Origin of the sequence: Flavonifractor sp. HCP28S3_F3, from assembly GCF_052065355.1 — a bacterium.
In the GTDB taxonomy this organism is placed as follows: Bacteria; Bacillota; Clostridia; order Oscillospirales; family Oscillospiraceae; genus Flavonifractor.
Map to the genome: position 1 here is coordinate 49,956 of NZ_JBQHUF010000002.1, position 20,400 is coordinate 70,355.

20 protein-coding genes are annotated in these 20,400 nt (G+C 57.8%); 6 read left to right on the top strand and 14 right to left on the bottom strand.

Annotated elements, in window-relative coordinates:
* Window positions 1-4 precede the first annotated feature (4 nt).
* The 10 genes from ACTNB1_RS02870 to ACTNB1_RS02915 form a co-directional block, all read right to left on the bottom strand.
* Window positions 5-1,456 carry an AMP-binding protein gene (locus ACTNB1_RS02870; RefSeq protein ID WP_441167776.1) on the bottom strand — a complete coding sequence of 484 codons (1,452 nt, stop codon included), beginning with the start codon at window positions 1,454-1,456 and terminating at the stop codon, window positions 5-7.
* Window positions 1,437-2,648 carry an acyl-CoA reductase gene (locus ACTNB1_RS02875; RefSeq protein WP_441167777.1) on the bottom strand — a complete coding sequence of 404 codons (1,212 nt, stop codon included), beginning with the start codon at window positions 2,646-2,648 and terminating at the stop codon, window positions 1,437-1,439. Before ACTNB1_RS02875 ends, ACTNB1_RS02870 begins: the two co-directional genes overlap by 20 nt.
* On the bottom strand, window positions 2,638-3,717 hold the full coding sequence (locus ACTNB1_RS02880; protein ID WP_441167778.1) for a LuxE/PaaK family acyltransferase: 1,080 nt from the start codon (window positions 3,715-3,717) through the stop codon (window positions 2,638-2,640). The genes ACTNB1_RS02875 and ACTNB1_RS02880 overlap by 11 nt, the downstream gene beginning before the upstream one ends.
* Complete coding sequence (locus ACTNB1_RS02885) at window positions 3,714-4,355, bottom strand: MBL fold metallo-hydrolase (RefSeq protein ID WP_441167779.1); 642 nt, start codon at window positions 4,353-4,355, stop codon at window positions 3,714-3,716. The genes ACTNB1_RS02880 and ACTNB1_RS02885 overlap by 4 nt, the downstream gene beginning before the upstream one ends.
* A 3-nt stretch (window positions 4,356-4,358) precedes the next feature.
* Window positions 4,359-4,595, bottom strand: coding sequence for an acyl carrier protein (locus tag ACTNB1_RS02890; RefSeq protein WP_441167780.1), 237 nt, complete (start codon window positions 4,593-4,595; stop codon window positions 4,359-4,361).
* A 69-nt stretch (window positions 4,596-4,664) separates the two neighbouring features.
* Window positions 4,665-5,966 carry an acetyl-CoA hydrolase/transferase family protein gene (locus ACTNB1_RS02895; protein WP_441167781.1) on the bottom strand — a complete coding sequence of 434 codons (1,302 nt, stop codon included), beginning with the start codon at window positions 5,964-5,966 and terminating at the stop codon, window positions 4,665-4,667.
* Between the two features lie 56 nt (window positions 5,967-6,022).
* On the bottom strand, window positions 6,023-6,745 hold the full coding sequence (locus ACTNB1_RS02900) for a 3-hydroxyacyl-ACP dehydratase FabZ family protein (RefSeq protein ID WP_441167782.1): 723 nt from the start codon (window positions 6,743-6,745) through the stop codon (window positions 6,023-6,025).
* A gap of 60 nt (window positions 6,746-6,805) precedes the next feature.
* On the bottom strand, window positions 6,806-8,257 hold the full coding sequence (locus ACTNB1_RS02905) for a 4-hydroxyphenylacetate 3-hydroxylase family protein (protein ID WP_441167783.1): 1,452 nt from the start codon (window positions 8,255-8,257) through the stop codon (window positions 6,806-6,808).
* 55 nt (window positions 8,258-8,312) lie between these two features.
* Window positions 8,313-9,425, bottom strand: a complete 1,113-nt coding sequence (locus ACTNB1_RS02910; protein WP_441167784.1) for a 4-hydroxybutyrate dehydrogenase — start codon at window positions 9,423-9,425, stop codon at window positions 8,313-8,315.
* A 451-nt stretch (window positions 9,426-9,876) separates the two neighbouring features.
* Window positions 9,877-11,322, bottom strand: a complete 1,446-nt coding sequence (locus tag ACTNB1_RS02915; RefSeq protein ID WP_441167785.1) for a sigma-54 interaction domain-containing protein — start codon at window positions 11,320-11,322, stop codon at window positions 9,877-9,879.
* Window positions 11,323-11,687: 365 nt separating this feature from the next.
* Between ACTNB1_RS02915 and ppdK the strand changes: the two genes are divergently transcribed.
* Together ppdK and ACTNB1_RS02925 are read left to right on the top strand one after the other, a co-directional pair.
* Window positions 11,688-14,327 carry a pyruvate, phosphate dikinase gene (gene ppdK / locus ACTNB1_RS02920; protein ID WP_441167786.1) on the top strand — a complete coding sequence of 880 codons (2,640 nt, stop codon included), beginning with the start codon at window positions 11,688-11,690 and terminating at the stop codon, window positions 14,325-14,327.
* Window positions 14,328-14,527: 200 nt separating this feature from the next.
* Complete coding sequence (locus tag ACTNB1_RS02925; protein ID WP_441167787.1) at window positions 14,528-16,168, top strand: ATP-binding protein; 1,641 nt, start codon at window positions 14,528-14,530, stop codon at window positions 16,166-16,168.
* A gap of 133 nt (window positions 16,169-16,301) precedes the next feature.
* On the opposite strand, the gene ACTNB1_RS02930 is transcribed toward ACTNB1_RS02925, so the two are convergent.
* Both ACTNB1_RS02930 and ACTNB1_RS02935 read right to left on the bottom strand, forming a co-directional pair.
* Window positions 16,302-16,538 (bottom strand): hypothetical protein, encoded by a 237-nt coding sequence (locus tag ACTNB1_RS02930; protein WP_441167788.1) that lies wholly within the window; start codon window positions 16,536-16,538, stop codon window positions 16,302-16,304.
* A gap of 15 nt (window positions 16,539-16,553) precedes the next feature.
* Window positions 16,554-16,745 carry a hypothetical protein gene (locus ACTNB1_RS02935; RefSeq protein ID WP_441167789.1) on the bottom strand — a complete coding sequence of 64 codons (192 nt, stop codon included), beginning with the start codon at window positions 16,743-16,745 and terminating at the stop codon, window positions 16,554-16,556.
* A gap of 143 nt (window positions 16,746-16,888) precedes the next feature.
* On the opposite strand from ACTNB1_RS02935, the gene ACTNB1_RS02940 reads away from it, so the two are divergent.
* Window positions 16,889-17,227, top strand: coding sequence for a helix-turn-helix domain-containing protein (locus ACTNB1_RS02940; RefSeq protein WP_441167790.1), 339 nt, complete (start codon window positions 16,889-16,891; stop codon window positions 17,225-17,227).
* 17 nt (window positions 17,228-17,244) lie between these two features.
* Here the strand turns inward: ACTNB1_RS02940 and ACTNB1_RS02945 are convergent, their stop codons facing one another.
* Window positions 17,245-17,451: a helix-turn-helix domain-containing protein gene (locus ACTNB1_RS02945; protein ID WP_441167791.1), complete on the bottom strand. Its 207-nt coding sequence runs from the start codon at window positions 17,449-17,451 to the stop codon at window positions 17,245-17,247.
* Entirely contained in the window at window positions 17,435-17,764 is a 330-nt protein-coding gene (locus ACTNB1_RS02950; RefSeq protein WP_441167792.1) for a hypothetical protein, read from the bottom strand. Before ACTNB1_RS02950 ends, ACTNB1_RS02945 begins: the two co-directional genes overlap by 17 nt.
* A gap of 147 nt (window positions 17,765-17,911) precedes the next feature.
* Here ACTNB1_RS02950 and ACTNB1_RS02955 point away from each other — a divergent pair, with 147 nt between their 5' ends.
* The 3 genes from ACTNB1_RS02955 to ACTNB1_RS02965 are packed head-to-tail and all read left to right on the top strand — an operon-like array spanning window position 17,912 to window position 20,323.
* On the top strand, window positions 17,912-19,033 hold the full coding sequence (locus ACTNB1_RS02955; RefSeq protein ID WP_441167793.1) for an amidoligase family protein: 1,122 nt from the start codon (window positions 17,912-17,914) through the stop codon (window positions 19,031-19,033).
* Window positions 19,033-19,944, top strand: coding sequence for a class II glutamine amidotransferase (locus tag ACTNB1_RS02960; protein ID WP_441167794.1), 912 nt, complete (start codon window positions 19,033-19,035; stop codon window positions 19,942-19,944). The genes ACTNB1_RS02955 and ACTNB1_RS02960 overlap by 1 nt, the downstream gene beginning before the upstream one ends.
* Before the next feature lie 13 nt (window positions 19,945-19,957).
* The gene (locus ACTNB1_RS02965; RefSeq protein ID WP_441167795.1) at window positions 19,958-20,323 is read left to right on the top strand and encodes a DUF3846 domain-containing protein; all 366 of its coding nucleotides are present in this window, start codon (window positions 19,958-19,960) and stop codon (window positions 20,321-20,323) included.
* Window positions 20,324-20,400 lie beyond the last annotated feature (77 nt).

Below are 20,400 nucleotides of genomic sequence, written 5' to 3' on the forward strand. Positions count from 1 at the left end.
ATGCTTATGCGGGACCGTCCGCTCCGGTCCGAGGGATGTCGTTCAGGGCCGCGTAATGGATCTTGCCCGACTGGGTCTTGGGAATAGACTCCAGCCGCTTGACCACAAAGGCTCTGGCGGGGAAGTGAAGCTGGGCGCACAGCCCCTCCTGCACTTCCGCCTCCAGACCGGCGGGGCCGGCGTAAAAGACCCGCAGCAGGTCGTCTTCCCCCACGCAGGCGAATTCCGCCTGGGGGAACCGGGCCAGAAGCAGCTGCTCTACCTCGTCCAGGTTGACCCGGCTGCCATAGAGCTTGATGAACCGCTTTTTTCGGCCGGCGATGTAGTAGAAGCCGTCGGCGTCCCGCCGGGCCATGTCACCGGTGTGGAGCACCCCCTGCCATTGGTCCCCCAGCAGCAGGTCGGCGGGGCACCGGGCGTAGCCCATGGCCACGTTCTCCCCCCGGTACACCAGCTCTCCCACCTGGTCGGGGCCGTCGATGGGCCTGTCGTCGGCGTCCAGCAGGGTAAATTCCCCGCCGGGGATGGGCAGGCCCATGCTGCCGCATTTGGCCGCCGCCTGCTCCGGGGGCAGCCACCCCATCCGGGGGGCGGCTTCGGTCTGGCCGTACATGACGCAGAAGCGCCGGCCGGTGGCCTCCGCCCAGGCGGCAAATTCCCGGTGAAGGGCCTCGGGCAGCTTGCCACCCGCCTGGGTGAGGGAGGTCAGGGCGGGCAGGTCCATGTCCATCAGGCCCACCCGCTTGTACATCCGGTAGGTGTAGGGCACCCCCACCAGGGAGGTGATGCCCTCCGCCGCCACGCTTTCCCAGAAGGCCCGCTCCAGAATGGTGCGGTCGGTGACAAAAATGGGGGCACCTACCAGCAGGTGGCTGTTGATGACCGACATGCCGTAGGAGTAGTTCATGGGCAGCATGGTCACCGGCCGCTCGTGCTCGTCCAGCTGAAGATATTGGGCGATGGAAAGGGCGTTGGCGTCCAGGTTTCTGCCCGTCAGCCGCACCAGCTTGGGACTGCCTGTGCTCCCTGAGGTGGTGAGCAGCAGGGCCAGGTCGGGGTGGAGCTCCGGCTCCTCCCGGTCCTCCCGGCGGTAGAGGGTGGCATCCTCCACCCGCAGTACCGGCTCCAGCCCGGCCAGCCGGTCCCCCAGGGCCTGGTCCAGGCCGTCAGGGGCGCAGAGGAAGGCGGGGTGATACAGGGCGGTGAGGCTGTCCAGCAGGTCCGGGTCCAGACCGGCGTCCAGCAGCAGAGGCACCGCCCCCGTCTTCAGGCAGGACAGGTAGCACAGCAGGCAGCCCGGGGTGTTCCGGCACAGGAGGAAGACCAGCCGGTGTCCGCCCACGGCCTGCCCCAGCTGACCGGCCCATCGGTCCAGGTCGCCCAGGGTATACCGTCTGCCGTCCTCCGTCCAGGCCAGCAGACGCTCGGGTTCCTTCTCATGTTGAAAGAGCTTCATCACAGCCTCCTATGATCCTGGAAAGGGCGGCGATCACATCCTTGCCGTCCCAAATGGCATCCAGCTCCAGAGCCTGGCCGGGGACCACCACCCGGTCCACCCCGGCGGCCTGACGCTCCGCCAGGAATTGTGCCGTTTCCCGGGAAGAGAGCCCGCCGCACACCAGAGTCTGCACCTTGGGGGACAGCATGGAGAGCAGCTCCTCCAGAGACGAAACAGAGTACTGATAAAACAGGCCGAAGCCCCCCTTAGGGTAGTCCGGGCCCACAGGCGGGGCGGCCAGATCGGCTACCCACAGCAGGTTGCCCCCGTATTTGGCCAGTCCGGTCAGGGCGGGGGTGCCCGTCATGGCCTGGATGGTGAACCGCTCCAGCTTGCGGGCGGACTGGAAGGGTCCTATGGGGTAGCGTCTGGCCGCCTCGGCGGCCAAAGCCTCCCACCAGCGCTCCCGCACCTCCGGTGTGCCGCCGTCGGCCAGCCACAGCACCAGCTGAGGGCTGGAGCAGGCGTTCTGATCCATGGCATAGGTGTCGTTGTAAAACCGCCGGGCCAGTTCATTTAGCTCCCCGTCCTCCGTCCGGGACAGGGCGGCCTGGCTGAACAGGGCCAGGGACCAGCGGTCGGGGAAGGAGAGCTCCACCGCGTGGGGAGGCGTGGGGATGGCCCGCATGGAGGCCACCGTCTTGTCTCCGCCCCACACCACCCGGCCATCGCATTGGGCGGACCAGAAGGCGGTGGCTTCTTCCCCGCGGGGATAGTGGATGAAAGAAAGCCGGGGGAGCAGGTCCCGGTGGGTGCTGTCATGGAGCATCCCGTCCAGGGCCTTCAGCAGGGCCTGGGCCCCCTCCGTGCGGCTGGCGGGCAGGCGCACCACGTTGGAGTTGCCTGCCAGCAGGCCCAGGGCGGCGGTGTAGGCAAACATGGTGGGCACGTTGGAGGGGGCGATGTGGAACACCCGCCCCACGCCCAGCCGCAGAGTGGGGCCGGCGTACCGCCTGGCCATATGCTCCAGCCTGGCCCGCCGGCACCAGAAGCCGAAGGCGCACACCTCTTCCCACTGCCGGAACTCCGGCGTGCGCAGCAGCAGGTTGGACAGGTCGGACAGAAAGTCCAGCACCCTGGGGTCAAAGGGCCGCCAAGGAGTGCGTTCGGTTTCCTCTGATCCGGCCAGCAGGATCACATCATCCCTCATAGGTGTCGCTGCACCCCCTTACCTCCGCCCGGGGGATCCGCCCCAGGACCCGGAAATATTTCCCCTGCCGTCCGCAGGGACAGTCGTCCTCGCCCAGCAGCACCCCCAGGTCCTCGGTCAGCAGGGAGTGGCCGGGGTAGGAGTGGGGCAGGGGAGAGAGCACCTGGAGCACGCCCGGCTCACCAGGGGCGCACAGGCCGTAATCGGATTCCCGGCGCACCAGAATGTCCGACCAGGTGCTGGTGTGCAGGTGGCCGCAGGGACATTCCAGGCAGATGCCGCCGGTCTGCTCGGCCATGCCGTAGTAGTTCCGCACCACGGAGATCCCCGTGACGGCATGGATCCGGGCCTTGAATTCCTCCGGGGACACCGCCTCTTGGGTCAGCTTCTTCCAGCCGCCGCCGTGGACCAGGATGCCTCGAGGGATGGAGAGATGCTGACCCCGCCCTTCCAGAGCCCGGACCACGTGCTTCCAGATCATAAAGGTAAAGCCAAAGAGGAAGATGGGTTTGCCCTCATACCGCTCCAGAAAGGCCTGAACCCCGGGCAGATCCAGTTCCATCTCATCGTTCAGGGCGTAGCAAGCCCGGGAGCCAAACACGGAAAAGCCCAGGATGCCCGCTCCCCGGGCGGAGAACATGGCCCGGTCCCGCAGGGCCCGTTTGCTGTCCAGCACCAGGTAGGGCAGACGGTCGGGGCCCAGCAGGTCGGCCATGATGCTGGCCAGTGCCTTTTGCTGGTCGGCGGCGGTCTGGGCGTCCAGACAGATTCGGGAGACCTTCTGCCCGGTGGTCCCCGAGGAGGTCACTGTCTTGAAAATCTCCTCCTCCGGGATACTGCGCAGCTCCAGCTCCTTGAAGATGGACACCGGCAGCATGGGAACGGTCTCCGGCGTGCAGGGCGTGCCGGGCTGCCAGCCCACGGCCTGCAGAAACCGCCCGTAGGCCGGGCAGGCCTGCCGGTGGTGCTCCGTCAGCTCGGTCAGCGCCTGGGTGAACAGTGCCCGCTTCTCCTCCCTGGGGAGGGAATAGGGACCGCAGCTCCACAGCGTGTTTGGATTCACGATCATTTACCTCCTGCGGTGCGGGTGTAGGGCAGGCCGTGGCCGGGCAGGATGCGCAGCCCGGCAGGCAGCTTGTCCAGAAAGGGTTTGGTATAGGTCTCGTAGTCCTGGGCGTTCCCCCGGGGCAGCCGGAGGACCACCTCACTGTCAGGAATGAGATAGTCACCGGAAAAAAACATGTCTTCATCCCAAAAGATCCCGCAGCTGCCCGGAGAATGGCCCGGCAGGGCGACGCAGCGGATGGCATGGCCCCGCCAGGTGTGCTGCCAGGACTGGGCAAAGGTCAGGTCAACGGGCCGGCAGGTGAAGGGGGGATAGCTCACGTCCCGCTTGCCCTGAAAGGCCAGATAGACCTCCATCCACCGGGACATGTTCTGCACCTCGTCTCCCAGCCCGGCGCTGCATGCTTCACTGGCTGCGGTCACCGCCTGGGGCCAGCGCCGCCGCAGCTCCTCCAGACCGCCCATGTGGTCACAGTGCTCATGGGTGAGCAGGATCAGCTCGGCCGCCCAGCCGTGCTCCTCCAGACAGGCGATGGGAGCATCCGCCCGATTGGGATCGATGACCACCGCGCCGCCCTCACAGCCCAGGATGTAGCAGTTTCCCCCGGTCAGCGGGTCTTCCAGCCGTATAAGCTCCGCCACGGCTCAAAACTCCACGCCGTACTTGGCCAAAATTTCTTTTCCCTTTTCATAGGAGGAGAAATCCAGCACGTCCACCGTGCTCAGACTGACACCGAAGGTCTCCTCCATGTCCCCCATCAAATCCATGTGGCCCAGGGAGTCCCACTGGGGGATGCCCCGGTATTTCAGGGTGGGCAGGGTCTCCGGGTCCACCTTAAAGGCGGCCAGGAACAGCTTGTCATATTTTTCAAGATTGGTCATGATTCATAAGTTCCTTTCTCTGCGGGGAAGCCGGCATGGCCGCAAAAGGCCATGCCGGCTCCGTATTGTTCAGGCGTCGTAGGGGGTATGGAAGCGCTTTTCGTACTCCGCCTTCAGCTCGTCGCGGAAGTCGGGGTGGGCGATCTCGATAAGGTTGCGGGCCCGCTGGCGGAGGGTTCTGCCTTTCAGCGCGGCCACGCCGTACTCGGTGACCACATAGTCCACGTCGTTGCGGCTGGTGGTGACGGCGGCGCCCTCGTCCAGCAGGGGGACGATCTTGGAGATCTTGCCCTTCACGGTGGAGGGCATAGCCATAATGGACACGCCGCCGCGGCTGGCGGAAGCGCCGCGGACGAAGTCCACCTGGCCGCCTACGCCGGAGATCTGCTTGGGACCGATGCTCTCGGAGGCCACCTGGCCCATCAGGTCCACCTGCACGCAGGAGTTGATGGAGACCATATTGTCGTTCTGGGCAATGACGAAGGGGTTGTTCACATAGTCCACCGGCCGCAGCTCCACATCGGGGTTGTGGTCCACGAAGTCATACAGCCGCCGGGTGCCCATCAGGAAAGCCACCACGAACTTGCCGGGATGCAGGGTCTTCTTGGCGTTGGTGATGACGCCGGCTTCGGCCAGCTCCACTACGCCGTCAGAGAACATCTCGGAGTGGATGCCCAGATCCTTCTTGTGCTTGAGGAAGAGAAGCACCGCATCGGGAATGGCGCCGATGCCCAGCTGGAGGGTAGCGCCGTCGGGCACCAGAGAGGCGCAGTGCTCGCCGATAGCCTTCTCGATGTCGCCGATCTTGGGGGGCTTAAGCTCGATAATGGGTGCGTCATGCTCTACGATGCAGTCCAAATCCTTTACGGACACCAGGCTGTGAGGACCGGTCCAGGGCATCTGGGGGTTGACCTGGGCGATGACCAGCTTGGCCTGCTTCACTGCCTCCAGGGTGTAGTCCACAGACACGCCCAGGGAACACATGCCGTTTTCATCAGGAGGCGTGACCATGACCATGGCTACGTCCAGCGGCATGGTGGAACTGAACTGGCGGGGGATCTCAAAGAAGAAGCTGGGAGTAAAGTCACCCCGCCCTTCGGCTACGGCGTCACGGGTGGTGCCGCCCACGAAAAAGGCGTTGTGGCGGAAATTGTCAGCGTATTCGGGCTTGCAGTACTCACCCTTGCCCATGGCTACCATGTGGACGATCTCCACATTTCGATAGGCAGCGGCATTGGCTACCATGGCGTCAATGATGTAGCTGGGCTCGCCGCAGGCGTGGGCCACGATCACCCGGTCGCCGGATTTGATATGGCCCACGGCCTCTTCCGCGCTCATCAGGTGCTGCTTATAATATTCCTTCCAATTCATTTGAGTCACACCTCTTTTATCCTAACTTGGTGGGGGTAGCGGCAAACTGTCCCTGCCTAGCGAAAGGCCAGCCGGAGCTCCAGGTCTGCGGCCAGAACTCCGTCGGTAAACACCTGTCCCTGGCAGGTAACGATGGCCCGGGAGACCTTTTCATCCAAAAGGAACGCGTGGATCTCCAGCGTATCCCCCGGCAGGATCTTTTTGCGGAAAGCGGCATCCCGCACGCCCATAAACAGCGGGAGCTTTCCGGCATAACGTTCCGTGGTCATCATCAGAATATCCGCGGCCTGGGCCGCGGCCTCAATGGTATAAACACCCGGCAGCACAGGCGTGCCGGGAAAATGCCCGGCAAAGGCGGGCAGATCCGGCCGGGCCAGGAAGGAGGCTGTAATCGTTTCCCCGGGCACCAGATGACTCACGGTGTCAATAAACAGCATGGGTTCCCGATGGGGCAGGATCTTCAGCACCTCTTCATGGGTCAGGCTTATGGCCTGCTGCCCCTTCAGGGCGTCTTCCAGCTTCTGTTTGACTGGGAGCAGCTCCTCCCAGCCGCTGAGCCAGATCAGACGGTTGGCCGGGACAGCCAGATCGCTGGTGTTGGCGCACCGGGTGGGGCAGCCGCACACGACCAGGACGGCCGGATAGGTTGCGCCGGAAACAGCGGTCACGAAGTCTGCCTCCGGGAAAAAACTGCTGATCCGCTTGACCAGAGCCACCCGGTCAAACCGGGCATTGCAGCCGCCGCAGTAGCGGACACCGATCTGTACCTTCTGCTCCATGGGGGACCTCCTTCGTGAGAAAAGGGGGGCGGCGTTGCCGCCGCCCCCGGATACATCCTATTACTCCTTGATGTGGGCGATGGCCTTGGCCAGAGCCTTCTTCTGTGCCAGGTTGCCCTGACGGGAGATCATGATGCGCTGAGCCTGGGGAGAACCGGCGCCGTGCATGGACTCGGTACGGTAGCCGACGGCGGCGGTGCCCAGAGACAGGTTCTCAATGAGGCGCAGGATGCGCAGCCGGTTCTCAGTGGAGACGGCGTTGACACCCCTGAGGTACTTGTCAATGACGGGACCCAGCTTGCTGTCGCGGAAGTCGGCCTCGGAGGGGGCGGTGACCATCAGGCCGCCGGCGATGTCCTCGGCCAGACGGACGATTTCGTAGGGGAAGCGGGTGACGTTCTGCTTGCAGACGTTGGCCAGCAGCAGGTCAATCATGTAGTTGCCGCTCTCGGTGGGGTAGCCCTCGGCGGAGCAGGCGATGCCGCAGCAGTACAGGGTCTCGTTCAGGTGGGTCATCTCAATGAGCTTATCCTTCACATGGCTGGCCTTGGCAGCGCCGTTGTAGTCGGCGGCCACGGCGGCGGCGCCGATGAGCACGTCGCCCACGCCAACCTTACAGCCGCCATAGCTCTGGCGGTGATAGCCGGCGAAGCGCTCCACCAGCATGCCGGCGAACTCGGTCTCGCCGTTGAGGAAGATCCGGTCGTTGGGCACGAACACGTGGTCGAAGACGGTGAGGGCCTCCACGCCGCCGAACTCGCTGTTGCCCACGTCCATCTCGCTGCCCTCCAGCTTGCGAGTGTCGCAGCTCTGGCGGCCCACGATCATGTACAGGCCCTTGGTGTCCAGAGGCACCGCGAAGGAGATGGCGTAGTCCTTGTCATCGGGGCCCATGGAGATGGTGGGCATCACGATGACCTCGTGGCTGGTGATGATGCCGGTCTGGTGGGCCTTGGCACCGCACACCACAACGCCGTCCTCCCGGCGCTCCACTACGCGGAGGAACAGGTCGGGATCGGCCTGCTCATGGGGAGCCTTGGAGCGGTCGCCCTTGGGGTCGGTCATGGCGCCGTCTACCGTCAGGTCGTTGGTCTGGCAGTACAGCATGAACTTCTTGAAGTTCTCATGATAGTGGGTGCCGTACTTCTTGTCAATCTCAAAGGTAGTGGAGTACTCGGCGTTGAAGGCGTCCATGCCCACGCAGCGCTGGAAGCAGGCCGCGGTCTTCTGGCCCAGCAGGCGCTGCATCTTCACCTTGTTGCGCAGGTCCTCGGTGGAGCGGTGGATGTGGGTGAAGCGGTTGATCCGCTCGCCGGTCTCGGGAGAGATGGTGGTCATCAGGTCCTGATACTCGGGCATCTGAGCCAGATCATAGGTCATCCGCACGCTGTTCAGGGAGGGGCGGAGGATGGGATCGTCCACCGGGTTTTCCACCTTTTTGCCGAACATGTAGATCTCCATGGGGATCTTACGGATACTCTCGATGTACTGTTCGCCGGTCATGAGTGCCATAGTAAATTTACCTTCTTCCTTTTGCATTTATGTTGTTGTCAGGGCGATGCTCTGATCAGTACAGTTCCTTGTAAATTTTATAGATGCGGTCCCGATCCAGGGGAACGAAGTTGTTGGCCAGCAGCCGCTGCTGATTTTCCAGCACGGAGTCAGTGAATTCCCACAGCTGAGCCTCGGTCATGCCGTATTCATGCAGAGCCTTTTTGGGGATCAGATTGTTGAGCAGCTTTTCCAGCTCGGGATAGACCTGAGCCACATCGCAGCCCAGGATGTCGGCGATGAAGGCGTTGAGCTTGGCAATCTCGCCGTCCTGCTTGATCTCCATGTAATTGTTCATGACACCGGTAAACATGGCGTAGTTGGATTCGCCGTGAGCCACATGGAAGGTGCCGCCCAGCGGGTAGCTCAGAGCGTGAACCGCGGCACAGCCCGCGTTGCCGAAGGCAATACCGGCGTAGGTGGAGGCGGTGAGGAAGTCGTCCAGCAGGGGGATACGGGCATCGGGACCCTCGGCGGCGATCTTCTTGTAGCCGGTGAGGATCATCTCAATGGCCTTGTACCCGAACAGACGGGTCAGGTCGTTGCCCTTGGGCGACAGACTGGACTCCACCGCGTGGACCAGTGCGTCGATGCTGGAGGTGGCAAAGAACCGGAAGGGGAGGCCCTGGAGCAGTTCAGGCACCAGAACGGCGCTGTCGGCGTACATCTGATCCACAGCCAGGCCCTTCTTGGTGCCACGGCTGTTCAGTGCCAGGATGGCGATGTTGGTCACCTCGCTGCCGGTGCCGCATGTGGTGGGCACCAGGACCAGCTCCTTGTCTTTGATGACCTCCAGCTTGCCGTCGTACAGATCCAGAACGGGAGAGACATTTTTCAGCGCGAAGAGCTTGGAAATATCGATCACCGTTCCGCCGCCGATGGCGACAATGCGCTTGTAAGTGCCGTTGATGTCTTTGTACATGGCCTCCACCATATCGTCAGAAGGCTCGCCGGCACCGTATTTTTCCTGATAGATCACGTCACAGTCCAGACCCAGCTGACCAAAGTAGGGGGTGTAGATGTACTCGTTGGTGATGACCAGGTCACCCTTGCCCAGCTGAAAGGCCTCGGCAAAGGCTTTGGCGGTGTCGTACTTATAGATGTCGGGTTTGATAGACAGCTGTTTCATAGCGGGTCCTCTCCTTTTCGTGACGGAAATTGCGGATTAAGATGATTTGTACCGTACCGACGGGGGGCCGGAGACCTGTGCTGGTACGGCCTGATACAATGCAGCATGTGATTCATTCTGGCTGTTTCTGTAAAAAACGGTTTGCCGATGTCCACGACCAAAGTGTATGGGAAGTGCATAGAAAAATCAAGCGATTTTAAAATCTTTGTCAACTGCCACAATTCTGGCACGGGTTTTTTGGGCAAATTTTTTATATATTGACTAAAAACTGGGGTAAAAAACTGGCTATTTTTTAGTAAAAAAGGTCAAAGAAAAGCAAAAAACACCCCGTTGTTGCGAAAACGCAACAACGGGGTGCCCGATTTGTCTCTGTTTTTGATAAAATGAAAAAATGAGTGGGTTTATGCAAAAAAAGATGCAAAACCTGACTGTTGCAAAAATGAAACAAGATTCATTTTTGCAACAGCTGTGCGCGCTCGTTTTCCTCCAGCTTTTTTCGCTTGCGCACAAAGGTAGATGGGTCCAGATTCAGACTGCGGGCTGCGTCCCGCACATTGCCGTAGCGCTGATAGGCCTTTCGGATATACAGCAGTTCCATTTCGTTCACCATCTGGCGCAGATCCACGTGCTCCTGAGAGTCGGACTGAACCGGGACGGAGCTGGAAGCCGAGGAGATAGGCAGGTCCTCCGGACCGATCCAGCCGCCGCTGCACACGATCATGGTGCGCTCCACCACGTTCTGAAGCTCCTGGAGGTTTCCGGGCCAGTCATAGTTCTGTAACGCCAGCAGCGCTTCCTGAGAAAATTTTTTCTTTTGATGGTATTTTTTGTTGATTTGGGCAGTCATGTTTTCCACCAATACCGGGATGTCCTCCCGCCGCTCCCGCAGAGGAGGCACAGTGATAGGAAGGGTGTTGAGCTTATAGAACAGCTCCCGATGGAAAGCGCGCTGCTCCACCAGAGTTTCCAGGTCCCGGCTGGTGGTGGCCAAGACGCGTACATTGGTATAGACGGGATCCAGGGCACCGATCCGCATGACGCCTTGTCCCTGCAGCATTTGGAACAGCCGCATTTGAATCCCGCTGGGCAGCTCGCTGATCTCCTCCAGCAGGACGGTGCCGCCGTCGGTCAGCTCCAGGATCCCCTTCTGTCCGGCAGGGCAGCTGGGCAGCTGGCCTGGGGCATAGCCGAACAGCCGCCCCTCCAGCGTGTCGGCGGAATAGGAGGAGCAATCGATCTGCATAAACGGCTCCTTGCGGCGGCGGCTCTTAGAGACGATGTAGCGGGCCAGGTCCCGCTTTCCCACACCGGTCTCTCCCTTTAACAAAATATTGACGTCTAGCCCGGCTACCCGATGGGCCAGACGCATCAGATCCTTGCTGACAGGGGAGATCGCCACGATGGCAGCCGGTTCAGGCAGCCTGCTGCGCAGGTCTTCCAGCTCGCTGCGGTACTGGAGGTTTTCATCCTGGCTTTTCAGCAGCTCTTCTTTTAACGTGTAGAGCTCCGTTACGTCTCGAACATTGGTGACTACCATGACCACCTGGTTGTTCTCATTAAAGATCGGGGTACTGGTAATAATGGCCCGCTTACCGGTTTTAAACACCTGCTCCAGCGTTACCGGCTCCCGCCGCTCCAGGGCGGCGATGGTGCCGGACTGGGAAATGATCTGCTTTTTGACCAGATCCCACATGCTCTTTCCCAGAAGCTCCTGACGGCTCAGGCCACTGATAGCCTCATAGCTGCGATTGACCATAATGGTAGTAGCTTCGCTGTCCGTGATATAGATGCCGTCGTAGGAGGATTCCAGGACGGTCTCCAGAAACTCCCGGGGGAAAACGGCAGATGCATGGGGACTGGCCGGAGACACCATATATGCGGGATCGCGCTTGGACATGGGAACCAAACCCTCCTTAATGCTGAGGCAGCGGTCAGGAAAGCCTGACCGCTGTTCTGTGTTATCGCATGCTCACGTCGTTTTCTCTGTGTGCTGCCGGCTCTTTATTATTGTTATCATACAGGGGGCGGCAGGAAAAAGCAAGGCGGCGGGGGCAATTATTTTTGGAGATATCTTCCTGAAGCGCGCCGATGGGGGCCAAAGAAAGATTTGACCGGCAAGTATAGAAAAATTAAGTGAAAATCACACTTTTTTTAAACAAAAAAATTGGGAATCGCTTGCAATCTCAGAACAAGATGGTATAATAGCACCGGTTAGCATATTTGATATCATTTAATCGCGAAGAAAACTAGGAGGAATGTAAAATGAGCAATGCTCACAAGTATGTATACTTGTTCTCCGAAGGCAACGGTTCCATGCGCGAGCTGCTGGGCGGCAAGGGCGCCAACCTGGCTGAGATGACCAACCTGGGCATGCCCGTGCCCCAGGGTTTCACCATCACCACCGAAGCCTGCACCCAGTACTACGAGGACGGCGAGAAGATCAACGACGAGATCCAGGCTCAGATCATGGAGTATATCGCCAAGATGGAGGAGATCACCGGCAAGAAGTTCGGTGATATGGAGAACCCCCTGCTGGTCTCTGTCCGTTCCGGTGCCCGTGCTTCCATGCCCGGCATGATGGACACCATCCTCAACCTGGGCCTCAACGAGCAGGTTGTGGAGGTCATTGCCAAGAAGTCCGGCAATCCCCGCTGGGCCTATGACTGCTATCGTCGGTTCATCCAGATGTACTCCGACGTGGTCATGGAAGTGGGCAAGAAGTACTTTGAGGAGCTCATTGATAAGATGAAGGCCGACCGCGGCGTGACTCAGGACGTGGAGCTCACCGCTGAGGACCTGAAGGAGCTGGCTGAGCAGTTCAAGGCTGAGTACAAGGAGAAGGTGGGCACCGATTTCCCCGCCGACCCCAAGGAGCAGCTGATGGGCGCTGTCAAGGCCGTGTTCCGTTCCTGGAACAACCCCCGCGCCATCGTGTATCGCCGCATGAACGACATCCCCGGTTCCTGGGGCACTGCCGTCAACGTGCAGTCCATGGCCTTTGGTAACATGGGCGATGACTGCGGCACCGGCGTGGCTTTCACCCGTAACCCCGCCACCGGCGAGAAGAAGCTGATGGGCGAGTTCCTGACCAACGCCCAGGGCGAGGACGTGGTGGCCGGCGTGCGCACCCCCATGCCCATCAGCCAGATGGAGGAGAAGTTCCCCGAGGCTTACAAGCAGTTCGTGGAGGTTTGCCAGACTCTGGAGAACCACTATCACGACATGCAGGATATGGAGTTCACCGTTGAGAACGGCAAGCTCTACATGCTGCAGACCCGTAACGGCAAGCGTACCGCTGCCGCCGCTCTGAAGATCGCCTGCGACCTGGTGGACGAGGGCATGATCACCGAGAAGCAGGCTGTGGCCATGATCGACCCCCGCAACCTGGACACTCTGCTGCATCCCCAGTTCGACCCCGAGGCTCTGAAGAAGGCCACTCCCGTGGCTACCGCTCTGCCTGCCTCTCCCGGCGCTGCCTGCGGCAAGATCGTCTTCTCCGCTGACGACGCCAAGGAGTGGGCCGCCCGCGGTGAGAAGGTGGTCCTGGTTCGTCTGGAGACCAGCCCCGAGGATATCGAGGGCATGGTGGCTTCTCAGGGCATCCTGACCGTCCGCGGCGGCATGACCTCTCACGCTGCCGTTGTGGCCCGCGGCATGGGCACCTGCTGTGTTTCCGGCTGCGGCGCTATCAAGATGGACGAGGCCAACAAGAAGTTCGAGCTGGCTGGCAAGGTCTATCACGAGGGTGACTGGCTGAGCCTGGACGGCTCCACCGGCAACATCTACGGTGAGGCCATTCCCACTGTGGACGCTTCCATCGCCGGCGAGTTCGGCCGCATCATGGCTTGGGCCGACGAGTTCCGCGATCTGAAGGTGCGCACCAACGCCGATAACCCCCGCGATACCGCTCAGGCCGTGAAGTTCGGCGCTCAGGGCATCGGCCTGTGCCGTACCGAGCACATGTTCTTCGAGGCTGACCGTATCCCCGCTATCCGTGAGATGATCTGCTCCGACACCGTGGAGCAGCGCGAGAAGGCTCTGGCCAAGCTGGAGCCCATGCAGCAGGGTGACTTCGAGGCCATGTACGAGGCTCTGGAGGGCCGTCCCATGACCGTCCGTTTCCTGGATCCCCCGCTGCACGAGTTCGTGCCCACCGAGGAGGCCGACATCGAGCTGCTGGCCAAGGACATGGGCAAGACCGTGGAGGACATCAAGGCTATCATCGCTTCCCTGCATGAGTTCAACCCCATGATGGGTCACCGCGGCTGCCGTCTGGCTGTCACCTATCCTGAGATTGCTGCTATGCAGACCCGCGCCGTCATCAAGGCTGCTCTGAACATCAACGCCAAGCACCCCGACTGGAAGATCGTGCCCGAGATCATGATCCCCCTGGTGGGCGAGGTCAAGGAGCTGGCCTTCGTGAAGAAGACCGTCACTGAGACCGCTGACGCCGTCATCAAGGCCGCCGGCAGCGACATGACCTACATGGTAGGCACCATGATCGAGATCCCCCGCGCTGCCCTCACCGCTGACGAGATCGCCAAGGAGGCTCAGTTCTTCTCCTTCGGTACCAACGACCTGACCCAGATGACCTTCGGCTTCTCCCGTGACGACGCCGGCAAGTTCCTGGATGCCTACTACACCAACAAGATCTATGAGAGCGATCCCTTCGCCCGTCTGGATCAGAACGGCGTAGGCAAGCTGGTGAAGATGGCTGCTGAGCTGGGCCGCAAGACCCGCCCCGACCTGAAGCTGGGTATCTGCGGCGAGCACGGTGGCGATCCCTCCTCCGTGGAGTTCTGCCACAACGTGGGTCTGGACTATGTGTCCTGCTCCCCCTTCCGTGTGCCCATCGCTCGTCTGGCTGCCGCTCAGGCCGCTATTAAAAATCCGAGGAAATAAAGGTTTCCCGATTTAAGCACATCAACATAAAACGAATCCCCTGGTTTGCAAAAGCCGGGGGATTCGTTTTATGTTTCAGGCTATAATTATATAGCAGATATATTTGCACAAAATTATTACACATTATTGCACGCGTGCAAAAAAGAGTTGACAAAATTACACGCGTGTGATAACGTGGTATAAAAGAGGTGAGAAGTAATATGAAGTCTGCAATTCCACAGCGTGAAACATTGGAAATTGAATTCAAAAGTGATCTTAAAAAATTGCCGGATAACGACATTGTGGATGCTGTTGTAGCATTTGCAAACACCATTGGCGGCACCATTTACCTTGGTGTGGAAAACGATGGAACTGTAACGGGACTTCATAAAGACCACCGAGATTATACACAGCTTGCTGCATACATTGCCAACAAAACAGTGCCACCTGTGTCGGTTCGCGTGGAACTGCTGGAAGAAACATTACCTGTGTTGGCAATTCACGTTCCTAAATGCCGAAGCATTATTGCATCCTCTGTGGGAAAAATTCAGCGACGGAGAATCAAGGCGGATGGAACGCCCGAAAATGTCCCCATGTATCCTTTCGAAATCAATACCCGATTGAGTGAATTGTCTCTGCTGGATTTTTCGGCACAGCCCGTTCCCGGTGCACGCTATCAGGATCTGGATCCATTGGAGCGCGAACGCCTAAGAAAGATCATTTTGTCTTACAATGGCGAAAAATATCTGTTGGAGCTGCCTGACGACGAGTTGGACAAAGCCCTGCAGTTGGTGGTAACTGTAGAGGATCAGCTTGTTCCCACCTATGCCGGTATGCTTTTGCTGGGTAAGCAGGAGAAACTGCGGGAATATATGCCCACAGCAGAGTCTGCTTTTTTGATGATGAACGGTACGGAAGTCAGTACAAACGAGACTTTCTATCTCCCACTCTTATCTGCCATTGAAAAGCTTCTAGATTTTGTGAATGTTCGAAATCCGGAACAGGAGATGGAAATGGGAATGTTCCGTATTTCTATTCCGGAGTTTGATAAACGCGCCGTCCGTGAAGCGATCGTGAACGCCTTTTCCCACCGAGATTACACGAGGCTGGGGCGGGTTCTGGTTCGCATGGATGCGGATGGTCTTACGATTACCAATCCCGGCGGTTTTATTGAAGGAGTCACCATACAAAACATTTTGAACGTGGAACCCCACGGCCGAAACCCTGTATTGGCAGATGCGCTCAAACGAATTGGACTAGCGGAACGATCCGGCCGCGGTGTGGATAGAATCTATGAGGGTTCCTTGCGTTATGGCCGCGATTTACCCGATTATTCGGAAACATCCTCTACCAGTGTTACCTTGTTTATTCCCAGAGGAATGCCGGACAAGCATATGGTATCTCTGATTTCTGAGCAACAGCAACGAACCGGTGTACCAGTCCCGCTGAACGCACTGCTTGCGCTGAATTTGCTGCGCCGGGCTCGCCGCATGACAGCCGTAGAAATCAGCAGAGAGGCCAATATTCCAGAATCTAAAATGCGTGCGACTCTTGAGTATCTGACCGAAACGGGTTTGATTGAGGCGATTGGTACCGGACGGGGCAGGGCCTATATTTTAAGTGCGAAATCCTATAAAGATCCAGTCAAATACGTTCGCCAAACGGATATTGACCAACTGCGGTATCCCGAGCTGGTTGTGAAATTGGCCAGACAAAAAGGCTCGATTTCCAGAAAAGATGTTATTGCGTTGCTCCATATCTCTCCACCCCAGGCATACCGGCTTTTGAAAAAAATGACGGAAGACGGGACTCTGATTCAACAAGGCAATACCAGAGGGGCACATTACATTACAAATGAATGAGCTTTCAAATAGGGTTACCCTTTGCCACTCCAGGTTGCCATCAAAATTTGAACTATGCCCAATCTAATGAGAACTGCAAAATCCCCCTGATGCAAGAACTGAACTGCATCAGGGGGATTTTTTAGAGAGAAAACTAATCTTGAGACATATTTTCACCGTAGCCCCGTTCCCGCAGAAGCATGATGCAAGCCATTCTCTGTTCACCGCTGGAACTTTTAAACTTTTTTATCAGGGCTGCATCGTCTAAGGTATCATAACGTTCTTTGTACATGTTGATGCGTTCTACTTTTTGCTTCGCTGAGTCAGCAACACTTTTCGCTGCGCAGGCACCGACTTGAGCAGCTTTTTTTGCAATATCCCCCAAACTCATGGCGTACCACCTTTCTTAATCTTCCTGCTTAAGTTTTTCAGCTTTTTCGCGGTTTCGTTTGGCGCGCTCAAAAGCCTCTCTGGCTTTGGCGTAGTGTTCTCCGCCCATGTCATTTTTTGCATATGCCCATTCTCGCTTTCCTTTTTTCTCATAAGTTTCAGCAGTTGACTCGAATCGCTTAATCAATGTTTCCTTTTTTGCAGGCATACGATCATCTTCCTTTCCGCCATATGCTAAAATGATTATAACGTAAAGACGATATAATTTCAATTAAATAATACGCAATATATAATCTAACGAAAAACCGTACTCCTGGATAGAATAAAAGCAGCCATTCCAGGAGGTGCCCCATGCAGGAGTTTGATGTGGTAGCCCGTATTCAGGAACTTTGCAAATCCCGTTCCTGGACATATTATCGGCTGGCAAAAGCGTCCGGAATCCCTTATTCCACACTGAGCACCATGCTGCATAAGACAAACATACCCTCTATTCCTTCGCTGATGAAAATTTGTGATGGCCTGGGTATTACGCTGGCTCAGTTTTTTTCCGGTGAGGATGAACGGGTAAAACTTACGGATGAACAGAAGAAATGCCTGGAGCTCTGGAGTGCGATGGATGAAAAGAGCAAGGCGCTGGCCATGGCCTATATGGTCGGTGTACTGGATCGCCAGAAAACAGAACGCAAATGATGAACGTCCCTGGATTCTTAAATCCAGGGACGTATTGTTGCATTTAAATTGGATTTGCCGCAAATGAACTCGATCAGAGAGCCCTTGGGAATCCGCCAGACCCGGCCATTCCGAAAGGCCTTCAGCTGCCCGGACCTCAGGAGAGAGTAAAGTGCGTTTTTTCCGATTTTCAGTGCTTCGCAGGCCTCGTCTGTCGTTAATAGATCATCATACTGATTCAACATGGCAAATCTCCTTTCCGCAGTTCGGGCAATCCTTCATGGTGCATGTGGGACAATAGCAGCATAGATCGGTACTGTGGCTTCTGTTTTTTCTCCTGCGTCTGGACTGGTTTTCAAACATATCGGTATTTTTTAATTCCTGTACCACCGCCAGTTCCGTTCTCTGGTATTTGATGGCCATATCAGAGATTCCTGTTCCGTTCATGAAATCGCGGGTCAGGGCCTGACGTTCTTCTTTATTCCAATATTCGCCGGAGCGTTCAGGATGATTCTCACCCTTTCGCAAAGCGATCAGCTCTTCTTTTATTGTGCTCATAAAGAATAAAACCTCCTTATATTGGTTTTACCTTTATGTTAGGTGATAAAAAGTTACCAAGCCGCAAATTCGATGATTCTTGATTACATATTATCCCCATGAATGACCCCGAGGCGATCGGGGGTAAAAATCATGGAGGTAATTGACATGAAAGAAGAAAGAACCTGTGGCCTGTGCGGAGAGTCACACCCTGGTGAAGATCTGTACCCATTTGATGGTCTGGAACTCTGCGCGCGCTGCCTGGACGAGCGGACGCTCCTCTGCCGCCACTGCGGAGAGCGGATCTGGGAGGAGGACAACGCGGGCAGCAGCGAGGTCCCCGTCTGCCAGAGATGCTACGATGATCACTACACCAACTGCTGCCGGTGTGGAACGCTGCTCCACGAATCCCAGGCTTACTACGCCGAGGACGACGACTATGACGAATCCCCGTACTGCTCAGACTGCTTCCACACCCTGTCCGACGCCTCTCCTATTCACGACTACTATTACAAACCCAAACCTGTTTTCTATGGGACAGGCCCTCGCTTCTTCGGTGTGGAACTGGAGATCGACGGAGCGGGCGAACTCAAAAAGCACGCCCGCTCGCTTCTGGAAGTGGGCAACCAGGAGGGCGAGTATTTGTACATCAAGCACGACGGCTCTCTGGATGACGGTCTGGAGCTGGTGACACATCCGGCCAGCCTGGACTACCAACTCCACCATGTGCCCTGGGCAAAGCTGTGCGGGAAGGCGGTATCTCTGGGCTACCTCAGCCACCGGGCCAACACCTGCGGTCTGCATGTTCATGTGAGCCGGAATGCCTTTGGTGCTGAGAGCTGGGAACAGGATCTGGCCATCGCCAGAGTACTTTATTTCTTTGAAAAGCACTGGGAGGAGCTGCTGAAGTTTTCCCGTCGGACGCCCCGACAACTGGAGCGGTGGGCGGCCCGCTACGGCTACAAGGAGCAGCCCATGGAGATCCTGGACTACGCCAAGAAGGGCTACCATGGAGGCCGCTATACCTGTGTCAATCTGCAAAATCCGGATACCGTAGAGTTCCGGATGTTCCGTGGGACGCTGAAAGCCAATACGATTTTCGCCACATTGGAGATGCTGAACTGCATCTGCGATGCGGCGATTTTTTTATCCGATGACGAGATGAAATCCCTGGCCTGGACTACTTTTGTTTCCGGTATCCAGACGGATCAATATCCGGAACTGGTACAGTACCTGAAGGAGCGGCGGCTTTATGTGAACGAGCCGGTGGAGAGCGAGGTGGAGGCCTGATGTGCTGTCTGTTTGGCCTTATGGACTGCCGCCATACTCTGACCGGCCGCCAGAAGTCCAGGTTAATCTCCTGCCTGGCCACGGAGAGCGAGGCCAGGGGAACCGACGCCGCGGGCATCGCCTACAACTCCACCGGCCGCCTGCGCATCTATAAGCGCCCCGGCCCTGCCCACCGGCTTCAGTTCCGTATTCCGGATGATGCTCAGGTGGTGATGGGCCACACACGCCTGACCACGCAGGGCAATGCCGCACACAACCGCAACAACCATCCCTTTGCCGGACAGGTACCGGGGAACAGATTTGCCCTGGCCCATAACGGCGTCCTCTACAATGATCTGTCGCTGCGCAGAAGCCACGGCCTCCCTCATACCCGGATCGAGACTGACAGCTATGTGGCAGTGCAGCTCATTGAGCAGCAAAAAGCCCTCACACCGGTCAGCCTCAGACAGATGGCGGAAACGGTGGAGGGCTCTTTTGTATTTACAGTGTTGGATGAACAGGACGATTTGTATGTGATTAAGGGGGATAATCCATTCTGCCTGCTCCATTTCCCACGGCTGGGACTCTATCTCTATGCCTCCACAGAGACGATCCTGAGAGAAGCGGTGGCTTGCACCTGGCTGCGGTGGGAACAGGCGGAGAAAGTATCGATTGATAGTGGTGACATTCTGAGCATCAACCGGAGGGGAGAAATTCAGCTAGATCATTTTGAGATGGGGTGGACTCTGTACCCCCATTACAGAAGCTGGCGGCAGGTTTCAACCCGCCTGCCTGAACCGCGCTATCTGGAGCAGCTGAAAAGTGTGGCGGCCTCTTTTGGCTATACGGCGGAACAGATCGACCAGCTCCTGCTGGAGGGTTGGTCTACCGATGAGATCGAGGACGCTCTGTATTGCTATGACTATCTTTGAGAGGTGAAACGGTATGCGGGTATTGATTGTGGAGCCTAGGAAAGCTCCACGGCAAAGTGAGATCAGGCGAAAATTGTCGTCCATGCAAAAGGTAGTGGGTGGAACCATACAGGTACTGTACCCCTTTGAGGAATCGGTGGCTTTGGTCTGCAACAACGAGGGCAAGCTGATGGGCCTGCCTGCCAATCGGGCCCTGAGAGACACGGAGGGCAACCTGTACGATGTGGTGTGCGGTACCTTTTTCCTCTGCGGCGCTCCTCCGGACAGCGAGGATTTTATCAGCCTGACAGCGGAACAGATGGAGCGGTACCAGCAGAGATTTCTCCACCCGGAGCTCTTTCTGAATCTGGGCGAAGAGATCCTCTGCCTGCCGCTGTAAGTGGAAAAAACGAAGGTTTTTGGAACAGGGGCCGGAGCTGGGCGCAGAAGCCCGTTCCGGTCTCTGTTTTGGTTCCA